The sequence below is a fragment of the Anaerobiospirillum thomasii genome (genome assembly GCF_900445255.1).
GTDB classification, from domain to species: Bacteria; Pseudomonadota; Gammaproteobacteria; order Enterobacterales; family Succinivibrionaceae; genus Anaerobiospirillum_A; species Anaerobiospirillum_A thomasii.
The window spans coordinates 15,861-31,856 of record NZ_UAPU01000008.1 but is presented as its reverse complement, the minus strand read 5'-3'; the positions used below and the strand labels follow the sequence as shown (position 1 = coordinate 31,856).

The window sequence follows — 15,996 nt, the reverse complement described above, 5'->3', positions numbered from 1 at the left end:
ATTGATGGTCTTAGGCAGTACATTAAAGCCATTTACCACCTTTCTGCCAGCCTCTTCCATTGCCATAGCTACAGAGGTATCAGACTCAACATGGCCAAAGTCATGGGCAAGAGTCTCAGCACTTGGCACCATTGGAGCAGGAGGCACAGGAACAGGAGGGGCAGAAGGGATAAAAGCATTTGACTGCATCATCTGCGGTGTCATCTGTGGCTGTGGCTGAAAGGCCTGCATAGGCTGAACCTGTGGGGCCTGCTGTGGCTGAAAGCTGTTAAAGCCATTAGAAGTGGGCTGTGCGCCCACAACGGTTGGTCTTGTATTGAAGTTTGATACGTTAAAATCTGCCATTTTTATATTCCTTTTTAATTAATTGCTTTTGTTCTTAAAACTCTGAAATTTGCGCCCTGAACTCTATAGCGGGCATATAGCTCTGGGTGCTCAATCTCTAAGAGATCTTATTGATTGAGATTCTGCCCTTTTGAAGCTTGTAGGTAGCCAGGACGGCACCGTTTGCATCTTGAATGCCTTCGTTTTCTCCGATAGCTGTGACTATCTTCTCTTGCAGTGTGTCTGCCTGCTTTTCAAGTGCCTTTATTTGGTCCTTAATCTCTCTGTAGCTAATGACAGCGTTTTTAATGTCTGCATCTACCTGAGCATAGTCACTTGAGTGCTCTGCATTCTTTAGATCCTTGATAGTCTTTGGAGGCTCCTGATCTAGAAGAACATGCTTAACCCACCACTCATATGTGTTCCTATGGAGTTCAACAGCTACCTCTAGATCAAAGTCAATGGTATAGACACGATAGTCAGAGGTCTGCATTAGGACAGCAAGGTCACAGGTTCTGACACCGGTAAGGAGCATATACACGTGAACTTGTAAGATGTACTCCATAGGGACTTGAGAATCCTGCACGGCAAGCTTGCCATTTATGTACTTGTTGCCAGGGCCCCACAGCATGACGGTGTCTCCGTTGTCGTCTATCTCGTTAGTAGCTGTGTTGCGCCTTGTTGTTTTTATTTCTAAAATAGATACAGGTGAGTTTGGATTCTCCTTGGTTGTTACAATGCGATCAGGAGAGCCGAACAGCCAAAAACATGTGTTATCATTCAGAGTCGGACAGGTGTGTAGCATCATGCCTGTGCGCTCTGCGTATTCTTCTGCTATAACGTCCTCAAGTCTCTGACCCCAGTGTGTGGCATCATTGCCCTTGAAAGGCTCTGCACGTCCTGTCTTTTCAAGCCAAAGCTCATAAGGGCTCTTGTATTTGCTAAGGCCAAGGATTACAGCCACATCAGAGCCACCAAGACCGCACTGACGCTCTGCAAAGCCATTTGTCATAGCCTGTAAGGCCTTTATCTGCGATCATTTGGTTGATTTTGGCTGTGCGCTTATCATGAATGTCGCCTGCCTGCTCATAGGTAAGACCCTCAATTATTGGTAAGTCAGTCATTAAAAAATCTCCAAAAAGTCAAACAGTGTTGCCACTGCAAAAAATAGAACTGTTGAAATAAGGGCAAACAAGAAAGCCTCTTTGTTCATTGATTCACTCATCCAGTGTTTAAATTCTTTGGTCATTGGATTTTTCTCTATCATCAATTTGTGCTAGTTCATCAATTAAGGCTTTGTATTCGTTGATAACAGCCTCTTTTTCTTTGTTGCTTAAAAGCGCCTTCACCTTTTCAATAACTATCCTGCGTCTTAGTTTTAAAGTTGAATTAGGGGCAAATGTTAATAATGTAGTGCTTTCGGTCATATATTTCCTCTTTATGATGAATTTGATCATATTATATGTTTAATATAGAAAAAATAAAGATATATATGAGTTATTTTAAATATTTTATGCAGATTTATTGCATATCTGTATGATAAATAGGGTAATTTTTATGCGACAAGTGTTTGCCATGGTGCATATTTGAAGAAGCAGGAGGGAATTGTAGGGAATTAGGGCAAAAAAAAGCCCCAGCAAGGGGGCTAAAAAAAAGACAATTAAAGTTTTTTAATGATGTTTGTGACTTTGCCTTCAATCTCTGTATCAGCGCGGACAGGAATTAAAGGGAATTGAGGGTTGTCAGATTTAAGATAATAACAGCCTGTTTCATATACAAGGCGCTTAATTACGTGCTCTTCATCTTCTACTCTTGCGCATACTATCTGATTGCGCAGATCCTGAGGATCTTTCTGTAAAGAGTCAACAATAACAAAGTCTCCATTGTTGATGGTTGGCTCCATGCTGTAGCCTGAAACCTGCACAATAAAGATGTGCTCATGAGTTGGAACAATGTCCGACAGAGTGCCTAGATCGTCAGGATAGCGATCTGTTGGAAAGCCAGCACTGGCAGTTCCTGCAACCTTTGGAGAGTTTAATTCAAAAAATCTGGTGGCGTGTTTGTATATTCAAGCAGAGCGTCAACTTGTTGATCCGATGGTCTAGCTTGTCCATTCTCAATGCGAGATAGTCTAGATTGAGATATCTCCATGGCTGTGCAGAAGTTAGACTGTAAGAGCCCTGAGCTATGTCTTAAAAGCCTTATTTTTTGTCCCAATTCTTTATCACTTAAATGTGAGTATTTTGATCGTCGCTTCATTCTATTGTCCTCTCTTAATATGTAACTTTTAAAGTATAGGAAGAAAAGCGCATATATTCAATGTTTTTTATGGTCTCAAGCATATTTTTTATTGTTAGGTGAAGATTTTATATTTATTAAGTCATATAATATGCTAATATCAGTTATATTATATTTCTTTGGAGAGTATATATGCGTTCTTTTTCTATTTCTAAACGAGAATGTGAATTAATTCTGTTCTTTCAAGGGCTATCAAAAAATCAGTTTGTCTCAATAGATGATCTTTTATTTAAGTTCAAAATTTCAAGGCCTGCTCTTTTTCAAACATTAAGCAGGCTCAAGGATAAAGGAATAGCAGAATATGCGACACAAAGATCGGACGGTTCTCTCATTGTTTATCCAAAGGTAAAAATTATTGAGGTACAGTGATGGGGGCAGTTGATAATTTTAATGCTGAAACTTTTTTAATCCCTAACAGCTTAAAAGGCATATTTAAAAAATGTGGAGTCTCGGAGCTGTTAGCGTTATTCATTTTAGGTAAAGCTTGTCACATGGCAAAGAAAAAAGGGCACTGTGTCCTTTCGGATGCAAAAATTCAAGAGATGATCCCTTTTCCTCTGTATCGCACTCAAATTGCAAGAGCGCTTCAGGTGTTAAAAAGTGGAGATTTGATCAAAGTGTCTCGTACAGGTTTACACATGCACGGATCTAGAGTGATTACGCCTAACTGGGAACTTTTAGCCTGTAAGACCGATGACGTCAATGTACACAAGGCGTGTACAACTAGTTGTACTCATACAGATACATCTAGTCGTACACAAGATGTTACTTCTAGTTGTACACACTCTGACACCTCAATGTACACACAGTGTGACGTCAATGTACACAAGGCGTGTACAACTAATAACCTAAGAAACCTAAGAAACCTAAGAATATATATAGAAAGGTTTTTACTCAAATTTTATAAAAATAATTTAGACCAATTGTTCAAAGACAAGGATGTATTTCGTTGTGATTTGACAGAGGCTAAAAAGACTATCCCTTTTGATGGTGGGCCTTATGAAGCTCTGACTGATTGGATTTATACAAATATCAAAGAGTGGGCCAGAGAGCTCTTATGTTGCAAGTACTTTTATCACGATCATGCAGGCAGGTGTGAATTTAATCTTGAGCCCGTGCTTGACTATGCTCTTGGTCATTACGACCCATCCAAGGGCGTTCACTTTCTTGATTACTTTCAAACAGTGATTCTTAATAACTGCAAAATCTTATTTAGAAAGTACAGAGACGGTGAGGATAACTACATTGAAACCTTTGGCAGACTCTTTGATCGCCTGATGTTGCAAAAGTGGCTGTTTCAGAAAGATGAAAAAATGAAACTTACACCTACATGGGCTGAGGCTCATTACTTTGCCTTTGATGATAAAGCTTTGAGAAAAATAAGACGCCACTGCCGTGAGGGCTATGACTTTAGCGGTTATGACATTATTGCCAAAAAGTACATAGGCACCAAAGAGCTAATCATCATTATCAATGCATGGTTTATACATTTCTGCCTGTATCGCTTCAGGTATCACAACGATATGCATGACACATGGAGAGATCTCTTTAAATTTACAAAAAACGAGGATGTCTTTCTCAATGCCTCAGATAAGGAAATGCTTGATTACTTTGCAAGTATATGGGGCGTCTTTAACAAAGCATATACGCAGTTTAAGCTGCCTGCCGTGACTTTAGATGAAACCTTGGATGCTATTTTTAAGGAGGGTGAATAATGAATTTTGATAAAGCACAGGTGGCAGAGCTTTTAAACTACTTTGAACCAAGTGAGCGTGATGAGTGGGTGGACGTCTTCCGTGCGCTGGGGAATGCCTTCCCTGGTGACGGTGATGTCTTTAACAGATGCGTCTCATGGGCATCAAGGAGTGATAAGCATGATGCAGCTGCTGCTAAACATGAGAAGAGTTTGTTTTATAAAGATAATCAGGGAATAGGGATAGGCGTGCTTATTAAAAAGGCGCAGGAGAGAGGTTTCTCAATGCGCCAGGGACAAGTATTCTCAAACAAATCAAAAGTGGATGATGCTGCTGTAGAGCTTAAGTCATCAGAAGCGGCAGAGATGACACTCTATGACAGCATCAAAAACTTAAGCTCTTTGATTATAGCAAATTTGATTATGTATTGCACTGCCGAGGACAGAAGTAAATTCATCTCACGCTATAAAAACAGCATTAAAAAGATCCCTGTGGAACATGTGGGCATATTCAAGGCCCTGTATGAACATACCAAGACTCACAGCATCTTTGTCCTCAAAGAGTTTAGGCAGACCCTGCACAAGTTTAATGTGTCTGATGAGCTGTTTAAGGCTGTAACAAGCGCATCCTCTCCTGTGACCTTTGACACGCTGTGCGAACAGATGGAGCAGATGATAGACAAGGCATCAAGATTGCAGATTATCAATATATCAAAGGCCAATATCAAAGCAGCACTTGAGGGCAGTGCCTCAGATATGAAAGATCTAACCAATCAGGCCATGATGTGCCTTGGCTCCAATACAGGACTTAAAGAGCTCAAAGAAAGAGATGAGGTTTTAAAAAGCTGTAACTCTGCCCTTAATGATATAAGCGATCCTGATGTCTTTAACCACCTGTATATATCAACAGGCTATCAGAGCATTGACAATCAAGTCTATGGTTACAGACGTGGTGAGGTCTCCATCTTGGCAGCACATACAGGTGTGGGTAAGACCTACTTTGGCATTGAGTCTGCCCTGCGTGCCATTGACAACAATAAGCGCGTTTTATTTTTCACCGCCGAGATGAGTGTGGATTCAATCGCACAGCGTCTGTTTATGGTCAAAATGAAAGTGACCGAAAAGATGGTCAAGGAGCACGGCTTTCCACATAAAGCTTTTAATGAGTTTAAGCAGGCCTACGATCTGAACAACAATTTAAAAATCATCGGTGGGCGCTCAATGTCTATCAATGATATCAAGAGCAGTGTAGACAGTGCCAAGTTTATAGGCGATGTAGATCTGATTGTCATTGACTATCTGCAAATTATTGAAAACGACAGATATAAAAGGGGCGAGCAGTGGGAGCAGATTTCCGATGTTATGCGTCAGCTTGTAGCCCTGGCGCAGGATAGTGATACTGCCATTCTTGTTCTGACTCAGCTGACCAAGCCACAGTTTGACAAGGGCAAAAAGAAAAAAGAGCCGACCCTTTATGACATTGCAGGATCCTCAGGTGTTGTGCGTGATGTCGCTCTTGCCCTTATTCTGTTTAAGGATGATGAAAAGTCAAACTTTAAAATGGTGGTGGCCAAGTCACGCTATGCATCAACATCAGTGCATTTTGAGCTTACAAGAACCACAGGCGGTGGTTTCCATGTGCTAGATGGCTCTTATTCAAATTCTAAAATCTTTGATCAAAGTGTTGCCACAGTTAAGCCTTCAATTAGTGCTGATAATGTACTTGATGAGTTCACTCCACGAGATGAGGACTATGAAATAGCGCCAGGTGTTGAGCCTAAGAGTGCTGATGATATGGATCTTGAGGTGGCTTATATGGTGGGGGATGGTGAATTATGATCTCAATGGAAGAGGCTGGGGTCACTGCTGCATCTTTGCCTTTGGCATTAAAGAACGTGGCGCAGGGGCTCTATTCTCGGGGCTTTGATGTTATTGGCTCACGAGGCAAGCTTCCAAACCTGCACAAGTGGAAGGGTGTTGATAGGGCGCAGCTGCTTGAGTGGTGTATGTTGAATTTGGACAACGGCAAAGCCAACAGTCTGACCTTAAGGCTTGATAATACACAGCTGTGTGCCTTTGATTTAGACTTTCCGAGCTCTGACTTTACCGATGATTTTATAAGACGCATCAATCGTGCCGACCTTGTACCTCAGCTGTTCACGACCTCAGGCAAAAAGGGCTGTAAGATTTTCTTTAGGGCGCCTTTTGAGGTTAAGCAAGAGCTGCCTCTTCACCTTGGCCCCTCTGTTGTATGTGATGATGGCAGGAAGTTTGACCTTGAGATTAAAAAAGACTTGAGCGTTGTCTTTGGCGCCTATCCAGAGCATGAGAAGCTTTACAGTGAATATCCTGATACCACATTTATCGTCCAAGTCTCACCTTCTGATTTACCTGAGCTAGATGCAGATAAGATAACCCGCATCAAGGTAGCCTACTGCAATACGATACAGGAGCATGCGCTAAAGGGAGCGCTTGTATTCAACTATGGCTTTAATGACGCTGTGCAGAAGGTTAAGGCTGTAATCGCTTATGATGTGCTACACAACCATAACAGGATTTACTCTTTTCTCATTGATGTGGGCGATGAGATTATCCTGCGTGCCCTATGTGACTTCTATGATGGGCAAACAATCAGACGATTACCACAGACAGCGCAGGCACAGCCCTTGGTGCAAGCAGTTAAAGAGATGCAGCAGGTTAAAGACATGGAAGTCATGCAGCTGCACGCCCTGGCCTTTGAACAGATTTACGAACCGTACAAATTACACCTTATGGGCGTGCTGGCGTCCAAGGGAATTAATACAACTATGCAGAGCAGTGTTATAGAACTATATGAGCGATATTTTATAGAGCGTACCTGCGAGCGATATAAGGAGTACCTATGCTAATACTTCAGCTGACCATGCCACCGTCACTAAATCAGAAGCTTGGCAATATCAAGCATAAGACAGCATGGAATGATTGGAAGTACAGAGAGCGCAAAAGAATTTTAAAGCAGCTGCCTGAGGGGTTTGAGCCTTTTAGCTGTGATGTCTATCTTTACATTGATTTTTATTTTCCTGACAATGCCCGCAGAGACTTAGACAATTACCTTAAAGCCTTGCAGGACACATTGACCTTGGCAGGGGTGTGGAATGATGATAGCCAAGTCTGTGACCTCATTGTAAAAAGGCAGGGAGTGCTGCCACCTGGATCATGTACTCTTGCGATATGGCCAAAGTCAGAGAGTGATCCTTTGGCTGATTGGATTTTATAAAATACGTTATATAATTGCATTATAGAAACATGGAGATATAAAATGCCAGGATTGATTGTAGCTATGTTTAGCCTGTTTTCATTGGCTATTGTTTTAGGTGTTATTGCCTATTTGTTGTATAAAGATTCAAAGAAACTTTAGTTTTAAAATGCCGGGTATATTTGCTTTATTTTTTATTACAGCGTGTTTTGCATTTGCTGTATTTTTAATTATCAAAGCTTTAATAAATTTTTAGTCCGTATTTAAGGGCAGACAATGCGCTACATGACAATTGCAGATGTAAGAGACATAGCCAGAGTGAAAGACTGCAATGGCAGACATACAGAGTTTAGGCACCTGTTGAGTCAGTATGCTATATGGTCCCGTATTGGCCTTGATAACCCTAAGTATGTGACCTTCCTTGGAATCAAGGGCAGTGAGGGTGAGATAGCAGAGGGGAAGCGCAATGTTTTATATATTACAGATGAGATAGGGTTGTTTATTGATAACAAAGTCAGCATTGTGCGCTTTCATGATGAGCTTGGCTATAAGCTCTTTAAAGAAATATACATCAATAATTACAACATAGAAGATTTAACATCGCTGTCATATATGCGCAAAGCTTTTAAGCGTGAAGGTTATTATCTTGAAGATCGCAATGCATCAGAATTATTGGCTCTGTTTATTGAAAAAATAAGGCAGCGTTGTGTTGCTTAGGCAAGGGTCAAAATTGCAAAAAATAAGAACTTTGCATAAAAGATGCATAAAAGATGCATAAATTATCTATATTTTTTCAACGCTATTTTTAATTAAATTTCTTTAAATATCAATAATTTAATTCATAGATGATAAACCTTATCAATTTTATTTTATAGCGCTATTGCGCATGTGTACGTAAAAGGGTATATTGACAACATGGTCCCCGCGTCGCGTTGCGCCCGTAGGGAATTTGAAAAAATTTTATAACTTATGCATTAAACTCCAAGCTGTGATCCAAAGTCACGGCTTTTTTTTTGTTTCTGGAGGTCCAAAATGGAAAGGTTCTACATATGGGCCGCCGAGCACTCCGTTGAAGTCTATACAACCTTCGGCCTTTTTGCTGCATGGGCTGTCAAAGGATATAGGGATTACACCTCAGGCGAGAAAAAGCCACGCTTTGAAAGGGCTATATCTAATTTCATGTGCGCCCTGCTGCTTCTTGTCTTTGTCGTGCCCGCATTAGAATACTTTGACATCAAGCCTGAGCTGATACCATTCATAGGCGCAGCCTTTGGCGCTATGGGTACAGAGTCTATCATCATGCTGACCTCTAAAGTCTTTCACACTGTCATCTCTCAAAGAGTACCGGTTATGAGCCAGACCGTAGCTGAGGATATAAAAATTAAAAGTCAGACAGCACAGCAGAGGACGCCAGGCACATCCGGCAAAATGAATTCAAGCACAGGAGGATATCAGGTGCCTGAACCTCCTATGCCACTTGATAAGAGGAACTGATGGAGAATGTTAACCTATTAAAGCCGTCAATCAATTTAGCAAGATTTCAGACATATTTTTACAAAGTATCAAGAACAGCCTTTACCGACCCTGCTGATAACGTTCTAAAAATCGGACTTAATCACACCAACCAAGATATTGAGCCTTTCACTCAGAATAGCACCTGGGACGATAAAAAGATCTTCAAAGTTTGGAGAGCTGACCTTTACTACGAGTGCTTTAGGCTTGGCAAGTGGCTGCAGGGGTATAAGGTAGAGCAAAGGCACTATGATGCATTGATCGATCTTTTAACTGATGATGTCTTTAAACTTGCTGATTTTAGGCCTCATAGCCTGATTGAGCTTATCAAGTATGGCTCTTTTGATGCAGCTGCTGATCAATTTCTGCGCTGGGTCGTAGACTTAGAAGGGCAGGTGTCAATGAAACATATTAAGAGGGCCTTTGCACGGCGAGCATACTTTAAGGGTGAAGATTATCTGCCCTTTACCTTTGCCAAGGTCAGCCCATTGAACATTGAAACCCTTAACGATGCTATTGAGCGCGAGGGTTACTGTGCCATTGAGAATGAGAATACAGGACTTCAACTAGTGAGATTAGCCTAAATGGAATATTTGCTTACATGCCTTGGCTCAGCTTGTGTCATTGGCTTTTTAAGTTATTTGTTTAATTTTTAAAAGGGAAAATAGTATGAAGGCATCAAGTGCATGCATTTCTTTGATTAAAGAATTTGAAGGATTAAGAACAAGGGCCTATAAGTGCCCCGCAGGAGTGTGGACCATTGGATATGGTCATACCGGCCCAGATGTGAAAGAAGGCAATGTGATCACTCAAGAGGCAGCTAATGAGCTGTTGAAGATTGACCTTGAGCGTTTTGAGCAGGGTGTCTCTGTCCTTTTACAGCAGAAAAACATTGAAGTCAATCAGAATCAATTTGATGCCCTTGTGAGCTTTGCCTATAACCTTGGCATCGGTAATCTTGCATCAAGCACGCTTTTAAGAAAGCTTGGCCTAAATGATATCCAAGGCGCAGCTGATGAATTTCCAAGATGGAACAAGAGTCTGGGGCAGGTGTTGAAAGGTCTGACCTTACGCCGAGAAGCTGAAAGGGCTTTATTTTTAAGCTAAAGGCATCGTAAAATATCATCAACAAATTGAGGTTGGTGTTTTATGGATGTTTATATAAATCTGATATATGCGGTGTTAGGCGCTACATTTTTCTTTTTTTATAGAACCATATGCCTAAATGCTTCATTAAAGCATCAGAAGCTTGCCTCTGCATATCTTAAGAAGATCCTTGACTCTGATGTTGATGATAAGTTTAAAGACTTTGTGTACTGGGAGTATAAAACTATACCTTCATTAAGAGCTTTAATTCTTATCCCTATCTGTTTACCAATTTCAGTTTTTGTAAAAGGTAAGGGATCATCAGAGATAAAAGACCATCCTATGCTTAAAGATATAGAGCATAAGACTTATATTTATAATCTGTATAAGACTGCCGTCCAAAGAAGACCGGTTTTAATGATAACTGTTTTAATTGTGAGCATGCTTTTATTAACAATGGCCTTATTGCTCTCAATAATTCCTTTTATATTTACAGATAAATCAAGAACATTTTTTGATAGTATCCGATACATATCTGCTTTTAAATATTTAGGTTAGGCTTTAGGTTAGTGCAATATCTGTAATACAGATTAAAGAAAGAGACCTTCACAAAAATGGAGGTCTTTTTTTATGGGTACAAAATATGGCCAAAAAAATAGGCACCCTATTGAGGTGCCTTAATCATTATATACAGTAGGCTAATTATAAAACATGCTAGACAATGTTTCAATAAATTTAAAATCCTTAAAAGGTATTTTAAAAATGCTTTTATTTACTGAAAAAATGACAGTTAGATCGTGGATAGCTTTTACTTTAGGCTGTATGGCTTTTGTAAGTATTTGTGGTTCTTTGGTCTTTCTATGTGTCTGTTTAGGGTTAAGTTTTATTAAATAAAGAAGTTGAAAATGAAAAACGATAACACCCTTGATAGAAAATATAAAATTATTGCCTTTTGGACAATAGAAGCCTTTTTTCTAATAACTATGCTTGTGATGGTTAAAGAATTATTTTAAAAATCATATGAAAGGAATACCAAAATTAATAATAGAGTGGACTTTGGCGACATTTATTGCTCTTTATGGTCTGCTGTTTATAGTGCAGGAATTTGTGGAAGTTTACAGATATATTTTTAAATAAAAATATTGATAGTATAAATAAATCCGTGTATAATAGTCACATGAAGTTGAGGGATGGGCCCAAAACATAAACACGGAGGAAAGATGAAAACCGCAGAGCTTAAGCGGTTGATTGTGGCAAATGGCGCTACTTTTAAATGCCAAGGCACAAACCATGAAAAATGGATAAATAAATCAGGCGAGATTTTTACAGTGCCAAGACATCGCAATATTAAAGATAATCTTGCAAGAGCCATTATAAAACAATCAAAAGCTTAATTTAAGCCCCTGATAAGGGGGCTATTTGCGGAAGTCTTTAATATTATGAAGCTATCTGATTATTTATACTATCCTGCTGTAATTGTTGAAGAAGATCATGGCTATATCATTAATATCAGAGACTGGCCCGGCACATTCAGCCAGGCTGATACCTTTGATGAGGCTGTAGATATGGCTTACTCTTTAATTTTAGATATGGCCACCTTTTATGTGCAGGATAATAAAGAAATACCGCATGGACTAAAAGCTCAAAAAGATGATGTGGTGATTGATATCCCTTATGATATTGCTATTAAGTTTATGCTGCGTAACGCAATGCGAGAGGAGCACTATAGGCCGATAGACTTATCAAAAAAATTAGGAATTACACCACAGAAATTAAATCAGGATCTAGGCTTTACGAGAAAAACAAAATTAGACACTATCGCGTCTTTATTTAAAGCTATAGGAAGATCTCTTTCAATAGAATGCTGATGACTTGAGAGCACCCATATGGGTGCTTTTAACAAAAGGATTGCGTTTGAAATATCTCAATATATAATTAAGAATAAACGAGTTGGTGGCCTTAAAATGAACAAAAACACTAAGATTTATAAACCTGTTTTTCAAGAACAGCTTTCTGCATCAGAATTCATAAAAACAATGAAAGAGAATGGCTCAAAGATCAAATCATCTCGTTTTATTCCTCCTGTTATTGGTAAAGTGGGTGACTTTGGGAGCTTTGAAGTTTCATATAAGACTATGGTGCTTAAATAAATGATAGAGAACAAAAAACAGTCTCTGCCATGGTTTAATGCTGACGGTATAGATGCCCCAGGTGATGAAATCCCAGAGCTTACCCCTGAATTAATAAATAAAGGAAATGTCTATATTGATGGTAAGCTTGTAAAACGCAAAGGCCGGCAAACTGAAATTAATGCGCTATTACGCAAATCTATGGTTTAAATAGGTAATTTTAATGAAGGCACCCACATAGGGTGCTTTTTTATTGTCTGAAAAAAATTAAACCCCTAGTTGAGTTGGGAGCTCCTAGGGGTTTTAAATTGTAAACACAGGAGATAATTATATCACATGTTTAATAGACATGAGATTATTTTATTTTTAAAGCTTTATGAGGCGTTTATGCAAGATGTCTATATTAGATGGGGCGTAAGACTGGCTGTATATATTGCTTGTTTATACTGTTTGGCTGTTACTGTTGAAAGATGGATCAAGATATTTATATAAAATTAAACCCCTAGTTGAGCTGTAACTCCTAGGGGTTTCTATTAGGCTAATAGAGGACATTATATTGCATGTTTGATAATTTATCAATATCAATTAAAGGGTTAAAAGGGTTTATGAAAATGCTACTGTTTACTGAAAAGATAACAGCAAGAGCGTGGATCTTTTTTATTGTGTTATGTCTTTGTATTGTTGGCTTAACCACGTCCTTTATGCTTTGGCTTACTTCGGATTTAATTATATCTTTGGTAAAAAATTAAACCCCTAGTTGGATTGGCGTCCCTAGGGGTTTTTACATGTGATATAGGAGACATTTTAATTGGAATTTGATGTTTCTGCAAGTGAATTGATAACATCAATAGCTTGCCTAATTTTGGTGATACTTAAGAATATGAAAGGTTTGGCTGAAAAAATAACACAATTATCACTAGCAGGCATAGCAGTAATATTATTTTTTTATTGTTTATTGTTGCTAATAGAAAAGATAATTCGCATTTTTTAATAAAGCAATTAAAGGAGATATTTATGCTCTTTGAAAAGTCGCCATTATTTCAAAAAATACTAATGTGTGCCCTTATTTCAGTGATATTTGGTTTTAGCTCAATATTATTTTCAATAGCCTACTCAGTGGCATTTAGATAATTAGAGGCTCTATGCTTGGCTTTATTATTTCCAACAGCAAATTTATTGCCGTGGTTCTTTTAGCTGTGGGCGCTTATTACATGGGCTACAGCATGGCATCGGATAAATATAAGCTTGAAATAAAAGAGCTTGAAATTAAACTTTTAAAAGAGACCATAGCACAGCAGGATAAAGCAATAGAGACCACCAAGGCGGTGACCTTTGGCATTAACGAGATTCAGACCAATGCGCAAAAAGATATTGATGACATTAACCGCTCTTATGAGCATGTGCTTGACAGCGTGCTCAACGACAACAGTGCCAGTAAGCAAGCGCAGCTGCCCGACCCTGCCACCACTGCCGATAGAGCTTCAGGCTCCTGCACCTGTCCACCACCTAGAAAGAACACACAAAGCCTTAAGGAGCTTGTAGGTATTGGCAGAGACTGCGATCTGATATCGGAAAAATATAATAGACTTCTAAAGATATACACAGAGGCGCAGAAGGCTGGCATGTAGGCTATAATTACTACATCATGTCAGAGGGCTTAAACATGTCAGAGAAAAGAGCAGAGACAAATAAACTTATTGATCGCGGTGTTGAGTTTTGGAAGTTTTATTCTCAGTCCATGTATCCTTATCAGGCTAATACGACAAAAACATATTTATGGCTGAGTGTTACTATTATTACTGCCCTTGTAGCTGTTTATGTTGAATTTATAAAAGATCCGCAGATAGCAGAGCGGTATTTATATATGCAGGGGCTCATTTACAGCTTGTATTTAATATCATGCTTCAGCTCTGTAATTACTTTGACCTTAGGCGTTTTATGTTTGTCATCGTTATGGATAGGCAAGGCTCATGTTGGGCCTTATGGTGTTGGAAAAACATCATGGATGTTGGACTATCTTGATGAGGGTGTTGATTCAGAGAGTTATCTGACTAATTTAAGAAAATTTGCTGAATGGGTAGACTATTCAATTATGTCATTTTCATATGTTATACAAAGAAGGGCGAGTTATTTAAGGGCACAGAGCATCTGCACCCTTATATCCATTTTTACAGGTATTGCCTGCGTGTTTTTTCTTGTGTTGACAAAGGCCAGTTAGAGAACTTATTTGTTTTTAGGGATGCTGCCAAAATCACTAGGAAATGGTATTTTATCTGTTGGTACATTTGGATATGGTTGAGTTGGTTGTGGATTTTGTGGCTGACTCTTATTTTTCATATTTCCTCCATGGGGTGTAAATGATGCTATGGTTTGTAGTTTTATTTTTGCTGATTATATACCCCATTCTTGACGATTAAAATAAAAATAATTTAATAAAAAACATTAAAAAAGCTTTACAAAGTATTTAATATTTATTATAATAGTCACATGAAGTTAAGGGATGGGCTCTTAACACTAACATGGAGACTTATGAAACTTTCAGAATTCTTAAAACTCATCAAAAAGCATGGTGCAGAATTTGACCATCACGGAAAAGGGCACGATGTTTGGAGATTGGGAGATAATGAAGTGAGAGTTCCAAGGCATAGCAAAGAAATCCCCACAGGTACAGTGAAATCAATGCTAAAAGACCTTGGAATCAAAAAATAAAAACAAGCCCTCGCAAGGGGGCTTTATCTGAAAGTTTAAAGTATACAGCTATGAATATCAATGATTATTTAATATACGGTTTTAAATTTGAGCAGGAAGATCTTGGTTTCTCTGTTTTTGCCAATGATGATATAGGTGGAGCAACATGTGGCGATACATATGATAAGGCTTATTATATGGCTCAGTGGTTTGTAAGGGATACGGCTGATTTTAGGTTTAGAGATATGGAGTTTATGCCAAAGGCTCTGCCTCTTACAGAGGGCATGGTTGCTGTGAATATTGGAGTGGATAGTGCTCTTAAAATTATGTTGCGCAATGTCATGGTAGAGACCAGGACCAAGCAGGTAAAACTTGCCAAATTGATGAATATCAAACCTCAGGCAGTAACCAACATTTTGACCTTTGACAAGGGCACTAAAATAGAGACTTTATATCATGCCTTTGCCGTGATGGGGAAACCTTTGCAAATAGGGTGTTAAAATAGTCTTTAATGTGACACCCTGAGAGTAATCTCCAGCGACATAATGCTGACTGACAAATCAGGGCGTTTTTTTCTATGGAAGTTTTTATGAAAAGAGATTGGATACTAATCAAGGAAATGCTGTTGGCATTAGAAGAAGATCGGTTTTCAGAGTATTTAAACACTATAGAGCTTCCTAATTCAGTGGCCATGAACTGCAAGACAAAGGAAGCCTTGGAAAGAGCTAAATATATTCAGGCTAAAAATATACGAGAACATATAGATCTTCTTAAAGAAAGCCACATAATTGTAGATGTAAAAACCGATACAGAAAATATAAATTTTGGATTACGTCTGACAATGGAAGGGCATGACTTGCTTGACTCTATCAGAGATAAAGCCATATGGAACAAAGTTGTGTCCATGGCTCAAGAGGCTGGCGTGGCGCTGTCGTGGGAAGTCATAAAGGCGGCCATACCTAAGGCAATCCAATCAATTCTATAAGTCTCCATAGCACAGAGCCCTCAAATGAGGGCTTTTATTTTGCTTC

General features: G+C 39.0%; 24 protein-coding genes. 19 read left to right on the top strand and 5 right to left on the bottom strand.

Annotated features, from left to right (window positions below; all coding sequences use genetic code 11):
- From DRZ93_RS13235 to DRZ93_RS14065, 5 genes are all read right to left on the bottom strand, one after another.
- The coding region (locus DRZ93_RS13235) for a hypothetical protein (RefSeq protein WP_218564304.1) at nt 1–345 on the bottom strand (345 nt) is incomplete at its 3' end.
- A gap of 97 nt (nt 346–442) precedes the next feature.
- Nucleotides 443–1,336, bottom strand: a complete 894-nt coding sequence (locus DRZ93_RS13230) for a YqaJ viral recombinase family nuclease (protein ID WP_113746761.1) — start codon at nt 1,334–1,336, stop codon at nt 443–445.
- A 220-nt stretch (nt 1,337–1,556) separates the two neighbouring features.
- On the bottom strand, nt 1,557–1,751 hold the full coding sequence (locus DRZ93_RS13225) for a hypothetical protein (RefSeq protein WP_113745455.1): 195 nt from the start codon (nt 1,749–1,751) through the stop codon (nt 1,557–1,559).
- 233 nt (nt 1,752–1,984) lie between these two features.
- Nucleotides 1,985–2,392 carry a LexA family protein gene (locus tag DRZ93_RS13220; RefSeq protein ID WP_281268134.1) on the bottom strand — a complete coding sequence of 136 codons (408 nt, stop codon included), beginning with the start codon at nt 2,390–2,392 and terminating at the stop codon, nt 1,985–1,987.
- Nucleotides 2,359–2,583, bottom strand: a complete 225-nt coding sequence (locus tag DRZ93_RS14065) for a helix-turn-helix domain-containing protein (RefSeq protein ID WP_113746759.1) — start codon at nt 2,581–2,583, stop codon at nt 2,359–2,361. Before DRZ93_RS14065 ends, DRZ93_RS13220 begins: the two co-directional genes overlap by 34 nt.
- 171 nt (nt 2,584–2,754) lie before the next feature.
- Here DRZ93_RS14065 and DRZ93_RS13210 point away from each other — a divergent pair, with 171 nt between their 5' ends.
- From DRZ93_RS13210 to DRZ93_RS13120, 19 genes are all read left to right on the top strand, one after another.
- A complete protein-coding gene (locus tag DRZ93_RS13210; RefSeq protein ID WP_113745457.1) occupies nt 2,755–2,991 on the top strand; it encodes a MarR family transcriptional regulator in 237 nt (78 codons plus the stop codon).
- Between the two features lie 269 nt (nt 2,992–3,260).
- A complete protein-coding gene (locus DRZ93_RS13205) occupies nt 3,261–4,337 on the top strand; it encodes a hypothetical protein (protein WP_146741125.1) in 1,077 nt (358 codons plus the stop codon).
- Nucleotides 4,337–6,154: a DnaB-like helicase C-terminal domain-containing protein gene (locus DRZ93_RS13200; RefSeq protein ID WP_113746757.1), complete on the top strand. Its 1,818-nt coding sequence runs from the start codon at nt 4,337–4,339 to the stop codon at nt 6,152–6,154. The genes DRZ93_RS13205 and DRZ93_RS13200 overlap by 1 nt, the downstream gene beginning before the upstream one ends.
- Nucleotides 6,151–7,203: a bifunctional DNA primase/polymerase gene (locus DRZ93_RS13195; RefSeq protein ID WP_113745460.1), complete on the top strand. Its 1,053-nt coding sequence runs from the start codon at nt 6,151–6,153 to the stop codon at nt 7,201–7,203. Before DRZ93_RS13200 ends, DRZ93_RS13195 begins: the two co-directional genes overlap by 4 nt.
- Nucleotides 7,197–7,571 (top strand): RusA family crossover junction endodeoxyribonuclease, encoded by a 375-nt coding sequence (locus tag DRZ93_RS13190; protein ID WP_113744190.1) that lies wholly within the window; start codon nt 7,197–7,199, stop codon nt 7,569–7,571. Before DRZ93_RS13195 ends, DRZ93_RS13190 begins: the two co-directional genes overlap by 7 nt.
- Nucleotides 7,572–7,826: 255 nt before the next feature.
- Entirely contained in the window at nt 7,827–8,267 is a 441-nt protein-coding gene (locus tag DRZ93_RS13185; RefSeq protein ID WP_113744192.1) for a hypothetical protein, read from the top strand.
- A 315-nt stretch (nt 8,268–8,582) separates the two neighbouring features.
- Nucleotides 8,583–9,044, top strand: coding sequence for a phage holin family protein (locus DRZ93_RS13180; protein ID WP_113745461.1), 462 nt, complete (start codon nt 8,583–8,585; stop codon nt 9,042–9,044).
- Nucleotides 9,044–9,646 (top strand): lysozyme family protein, encoded by a 603-nt coding sequence (locus tag DRZ93_RS13175; RefSeq protein WP_113745462.1) that lies wholly within the window; start codon nt 9,044–9,046, stop codon nt 9,644–9,646. The genes DRZ93_RS13180 and DRZ93_RS13175 overlap by 1 nt, the downstream gene beginning before the upstream one ends.
- A gap of 85 nt (nt 9,647–9,731) precedes the next feature.
- Nucleotides 9,732–10,169: a lysozyme gene (locus DRZ93_RS13170; RefSeq protein WP_113745463.1), complete on the top strand. Its 438-nt coding sequence runs from the start codon at nt 9,732–9,734 to the stop codon at nt 10,167–10,169.
- Between the two features lie 42 nt (nt 10,170–10,211).
- Nucleotides 10,212–10,706 carry a hypothetical protein gene (locus tag DRZ93_RS13165; protein WP_113746756.1) on the top strand — a complete coding sequence of 165 codons (495 nt, stop codon included), beginning with the start codon at nt 10,212–10,214 and terminating at the stop codon, nt 10,704–10,706.
- A gap of 662 nt (nt 10,707–11,368) precedes the next feature.
- The gene (locus tag DRZ93_RS13160; RefSeq protein WP_172458276.1) at nt 11,369–11,542 is read left to right on the top strand and encodes a type II toxin-antitoxin system HicA family toxin; all 174 of its coding nucleotides are present in this window, start codon (nt 11,369–11,371) and stop codon (nt 11,540–11,542) included.
- Between the two features lie 45 nt (nt 11,543–11,587).
- A complete protein-coding gene (locus DRZ93_RS13155; RefSeq protein WP_113744198.1) occupies nt 11,588–12,016 on the top strand; it encodes a type II toxin-antitoxin system HicB family antitoxin in 429 nt (142 codons plus the stop codon).
- 18 nt (nt 12,017–12,034) lie between these two features.
- Nucleotides 12,035–12,298 (top strand): hypothetical protein, encoded by a 264-nt coding sequence (locus DRZ93_RS13150; protein ID WP_113746755.1) that lies wholly within the window; start codon nt 12,035–12,037, stop codon nt 12,296–12,298.
- Complete coding sequence (locus DRZ93_RS13145; RefSeq protein WP_113744200.1) at nt 12,299–12,487, top strand: hypothetical protein; 189 nt, start codon at nt 12,299–12,301, stop codon at nt 12,485–12,487. It begins immediately after the preceding gene.
- A 932-nt stretch (nt 12,488–13,419) separates the two neighbouring features.
- A complete protein-coding gene (locus DRZ93_RS13140; protein WP_113746754.1) occupies nt 13,420–13,905 on the top strand; it encodes a hypothetical protein in 486 nt (161 codons plus the stop codon).
- A gap of 35 nt (nt 13,906–13,940) precedes the next feature.
- Nucleotides 13,941–14,495, top strand: a complete 555-nt coding sequence (locus DRZ93_RS13135; RefSeq protein WP_146741124.1) for a hypothetical protein — start codon at nt 13,941–13,943, stop codon at nt 14,493–14,495.
- A gap of 311 nt (nt 14,496–14,806) precedes the next feature.
- Complete coding sequence (locus DRZ93_RS13130) at nt 14,807–14,986, top strand: type II toxin-antitoxin system HicA family toxin (RefSeq protein WP_113746752.1); 180 nt, start codon at nt 14,807–14,809, stop codon at nt 14,984–14,986.
- 50 nt (nt 14,987–15,036) lie between these two features.
- Nucleotides 15,037–15,465 carry a hypothetical protein gene (locus DRZ93_RS13125; protein WP_113746751.1) on the top strand — a complete coding sequence of 143 codons (429 nt, stop codon included), beginning with the start codon at nt 15,037–15,039 and terminating at the stop codon, nt 15,463–15,465.
- 77 nt (nt 15,466–15,542) lie between these two features.
- Nucleotides 15,543–15,950, top strand: coding sequence for a DUF2513 domain-containing protein (locus DRZ93_RS13120; protein WP_113746750.1), 408 nt, complete (start codon nt 15,543–15,545; stop codon nt 15,948–15,950).
- The last annotated feature ends 46 nt before the right edge of the window (nt 15,951–15,996 follow it).

What these genes read in the sequence shown, in the direction of transcription:
- DRZ93_RS13195 (WP_113745460.1), top strand. Translation starts at nt 6,151, where the DNA reads ATGATCTCAATGGAAGAGGCTGGGGTCACTGCTGCATCTTTGCCTTTG.
- DRZ93_RS13190 (WP_113744190.1), top strand. Translation starts at nt 7,197, where the DNA reads ATGCTAATACTTCAGCTGACCATGCCACCGTCACTAAATCAGAAGCTT.
- DRZ93_RS13165 (WP_113746756.1), top strand. Translation starts at nt 10,212, where the DNA reads ATGGATGTTTATATAAATCTGATATATGCGGTGTTAGGCGCTACATTT.
- DRZ93_RS14065 (WP_113746759.1), bottom strand. Translation starts at nt 2,583, where the DNA reads ATGAAGCGACGATCAAAATACTCACATTTAAGTGATAAAGAATTGGGA.
- DRZ93_RS13180 (WP_113745461.1), top strand. Translation starts at nt 8,583, where the DNA reads ATGGAAAGGTTCTACATATGGGCCGCCGAGCACTCCGTTGAAGTCTAT.
- DRZ93_RS13205 (WP_146741125.1), top strand. Translation starts at nt 3,261, where the DNA reads ATGCACGGATCTAGAGTGATTACGCCTAACTGGGAACTTTTAGCCTGT.
- DRZ93_RS13130 (WP_113746752.1), top strand. Translation starts at nt 14,807, where the DNA reads ATGAAACTTTCAGAATTCTTAAAACTCATCAAAAAGCATGGTGCAGAA.
- DRZ93_RS13155 (WP_113744198.1), top strand. Translation starts at nt 11,588, where the DNA reads ATGAAGCTATCTGATTATTTATACTATCCTGCTGTAATTGTTGAAGAA.
- DRZ93_RS13120 (WP_113746750.1), top strand. Translation starts at nt 15,543, where the DNA reads ATGGAAGTTTTTATGAAAAGAGATTGGATACTAATCAAGGAAATGCTG.
- DRZ93_RS13210 (WP_113745457.1), top strand. Translation starts at nt 2,755, where the DNA reads ATGCGTTCTTTTTCTATTTCTAAACGAGAATGTGAATTAATTCTGTTC.
- DRZ93_RS13145 (WP_113744200.1), top strand. Translation starts at nt 12,299, where the DNA reads ATGATAGAGAACAAAAAACAGTCTCTGCCATGGTTTAATGCTGACGGT.
- DRZ93_RS13140 (WP_113746754.1), top strand. Translation starts at nt 13,420, where the DNA reads ATGCTTGGCTTTATTATTTCCAACAGCAAATTTATTGCCGTGGTTCTT.
- DRZ93_RS13230 (WP_113746761.1), bottom strand. Translation starts at nt 1,336, where the DNA reads ATGACAAATGGCTTTGCAGAGCGTCAGTGCGGTCTTGGTGGCTCTGAT.
- DRZ93_RS13125 (WP_113746751.1), top strand. Translation starts at nt 15,037, where the DNA reads ATGAATATCAATGATTATTTAATATACGGTTTTAAATTTGAGCAGGAA.
- DRZ93_RS13185 (WP_113744192.1), top strand. Translation starts at nt 7,827, where the DNA reads ATGCGCTACATGACAATTGCAGATGTAAGAGACATAGCCAGAGTGAAA.
- DRZ93_RS13150 (WP_113746755.1), top strand. Translation starts at nt 12,035, where the DNA reads ATGGGTGCTTTTAACAAAAGGATTGCGTTTGAAATATCTCAATATATA.
- DRZ93_RS13160 (WP_172458276.1), top strand. Translation starts at nt 11,369, where the DNA reads ATGAAAACCGCAGAGCTTAAGCGGTTGATTGTGGCAAATGGCGCTACT.
- DRZ93_RS13200 (WP_113746757.1), top strand. Translation starts at nt 4,337, where the DNA reads ATGAATTTTGATAAAGCACAGGTGGCAGAGCTTTTAAACTACTTTGAA.
- DRZ93_RS13170 (WP_113745463.1), top strand. Translation starts at nt 9,732, where the DNA reads ATGAAGGCATCAAGTGCATGCATTTCTTTGATTAAAGAATTTGAAGGA.
- DRZ93_RS13175 (WP_113745462.1), top strand. Translation starts at nt 9,044, where the DNA reads ATGGAGAATGTTAACCTATTAAAGCCGTCAATCAATTTAGCAAGATTT.
- DRZ93_RS13135 (WP_146741124.1), top strand. Translation starts at nt 13,941, where the DNA reads ATGTCAGAGAAAAGAGCAGAGACAAATAAACTTATTGATCGCGGTGTT.
- DRZ93_RS13225 (WP_113745455.1), bottom strand. Translation starts at nt 1,751, where the DNA reads ATGACCGAAAGCACTACATTATTAACATTTGCCCCTAATTCAACTTTA.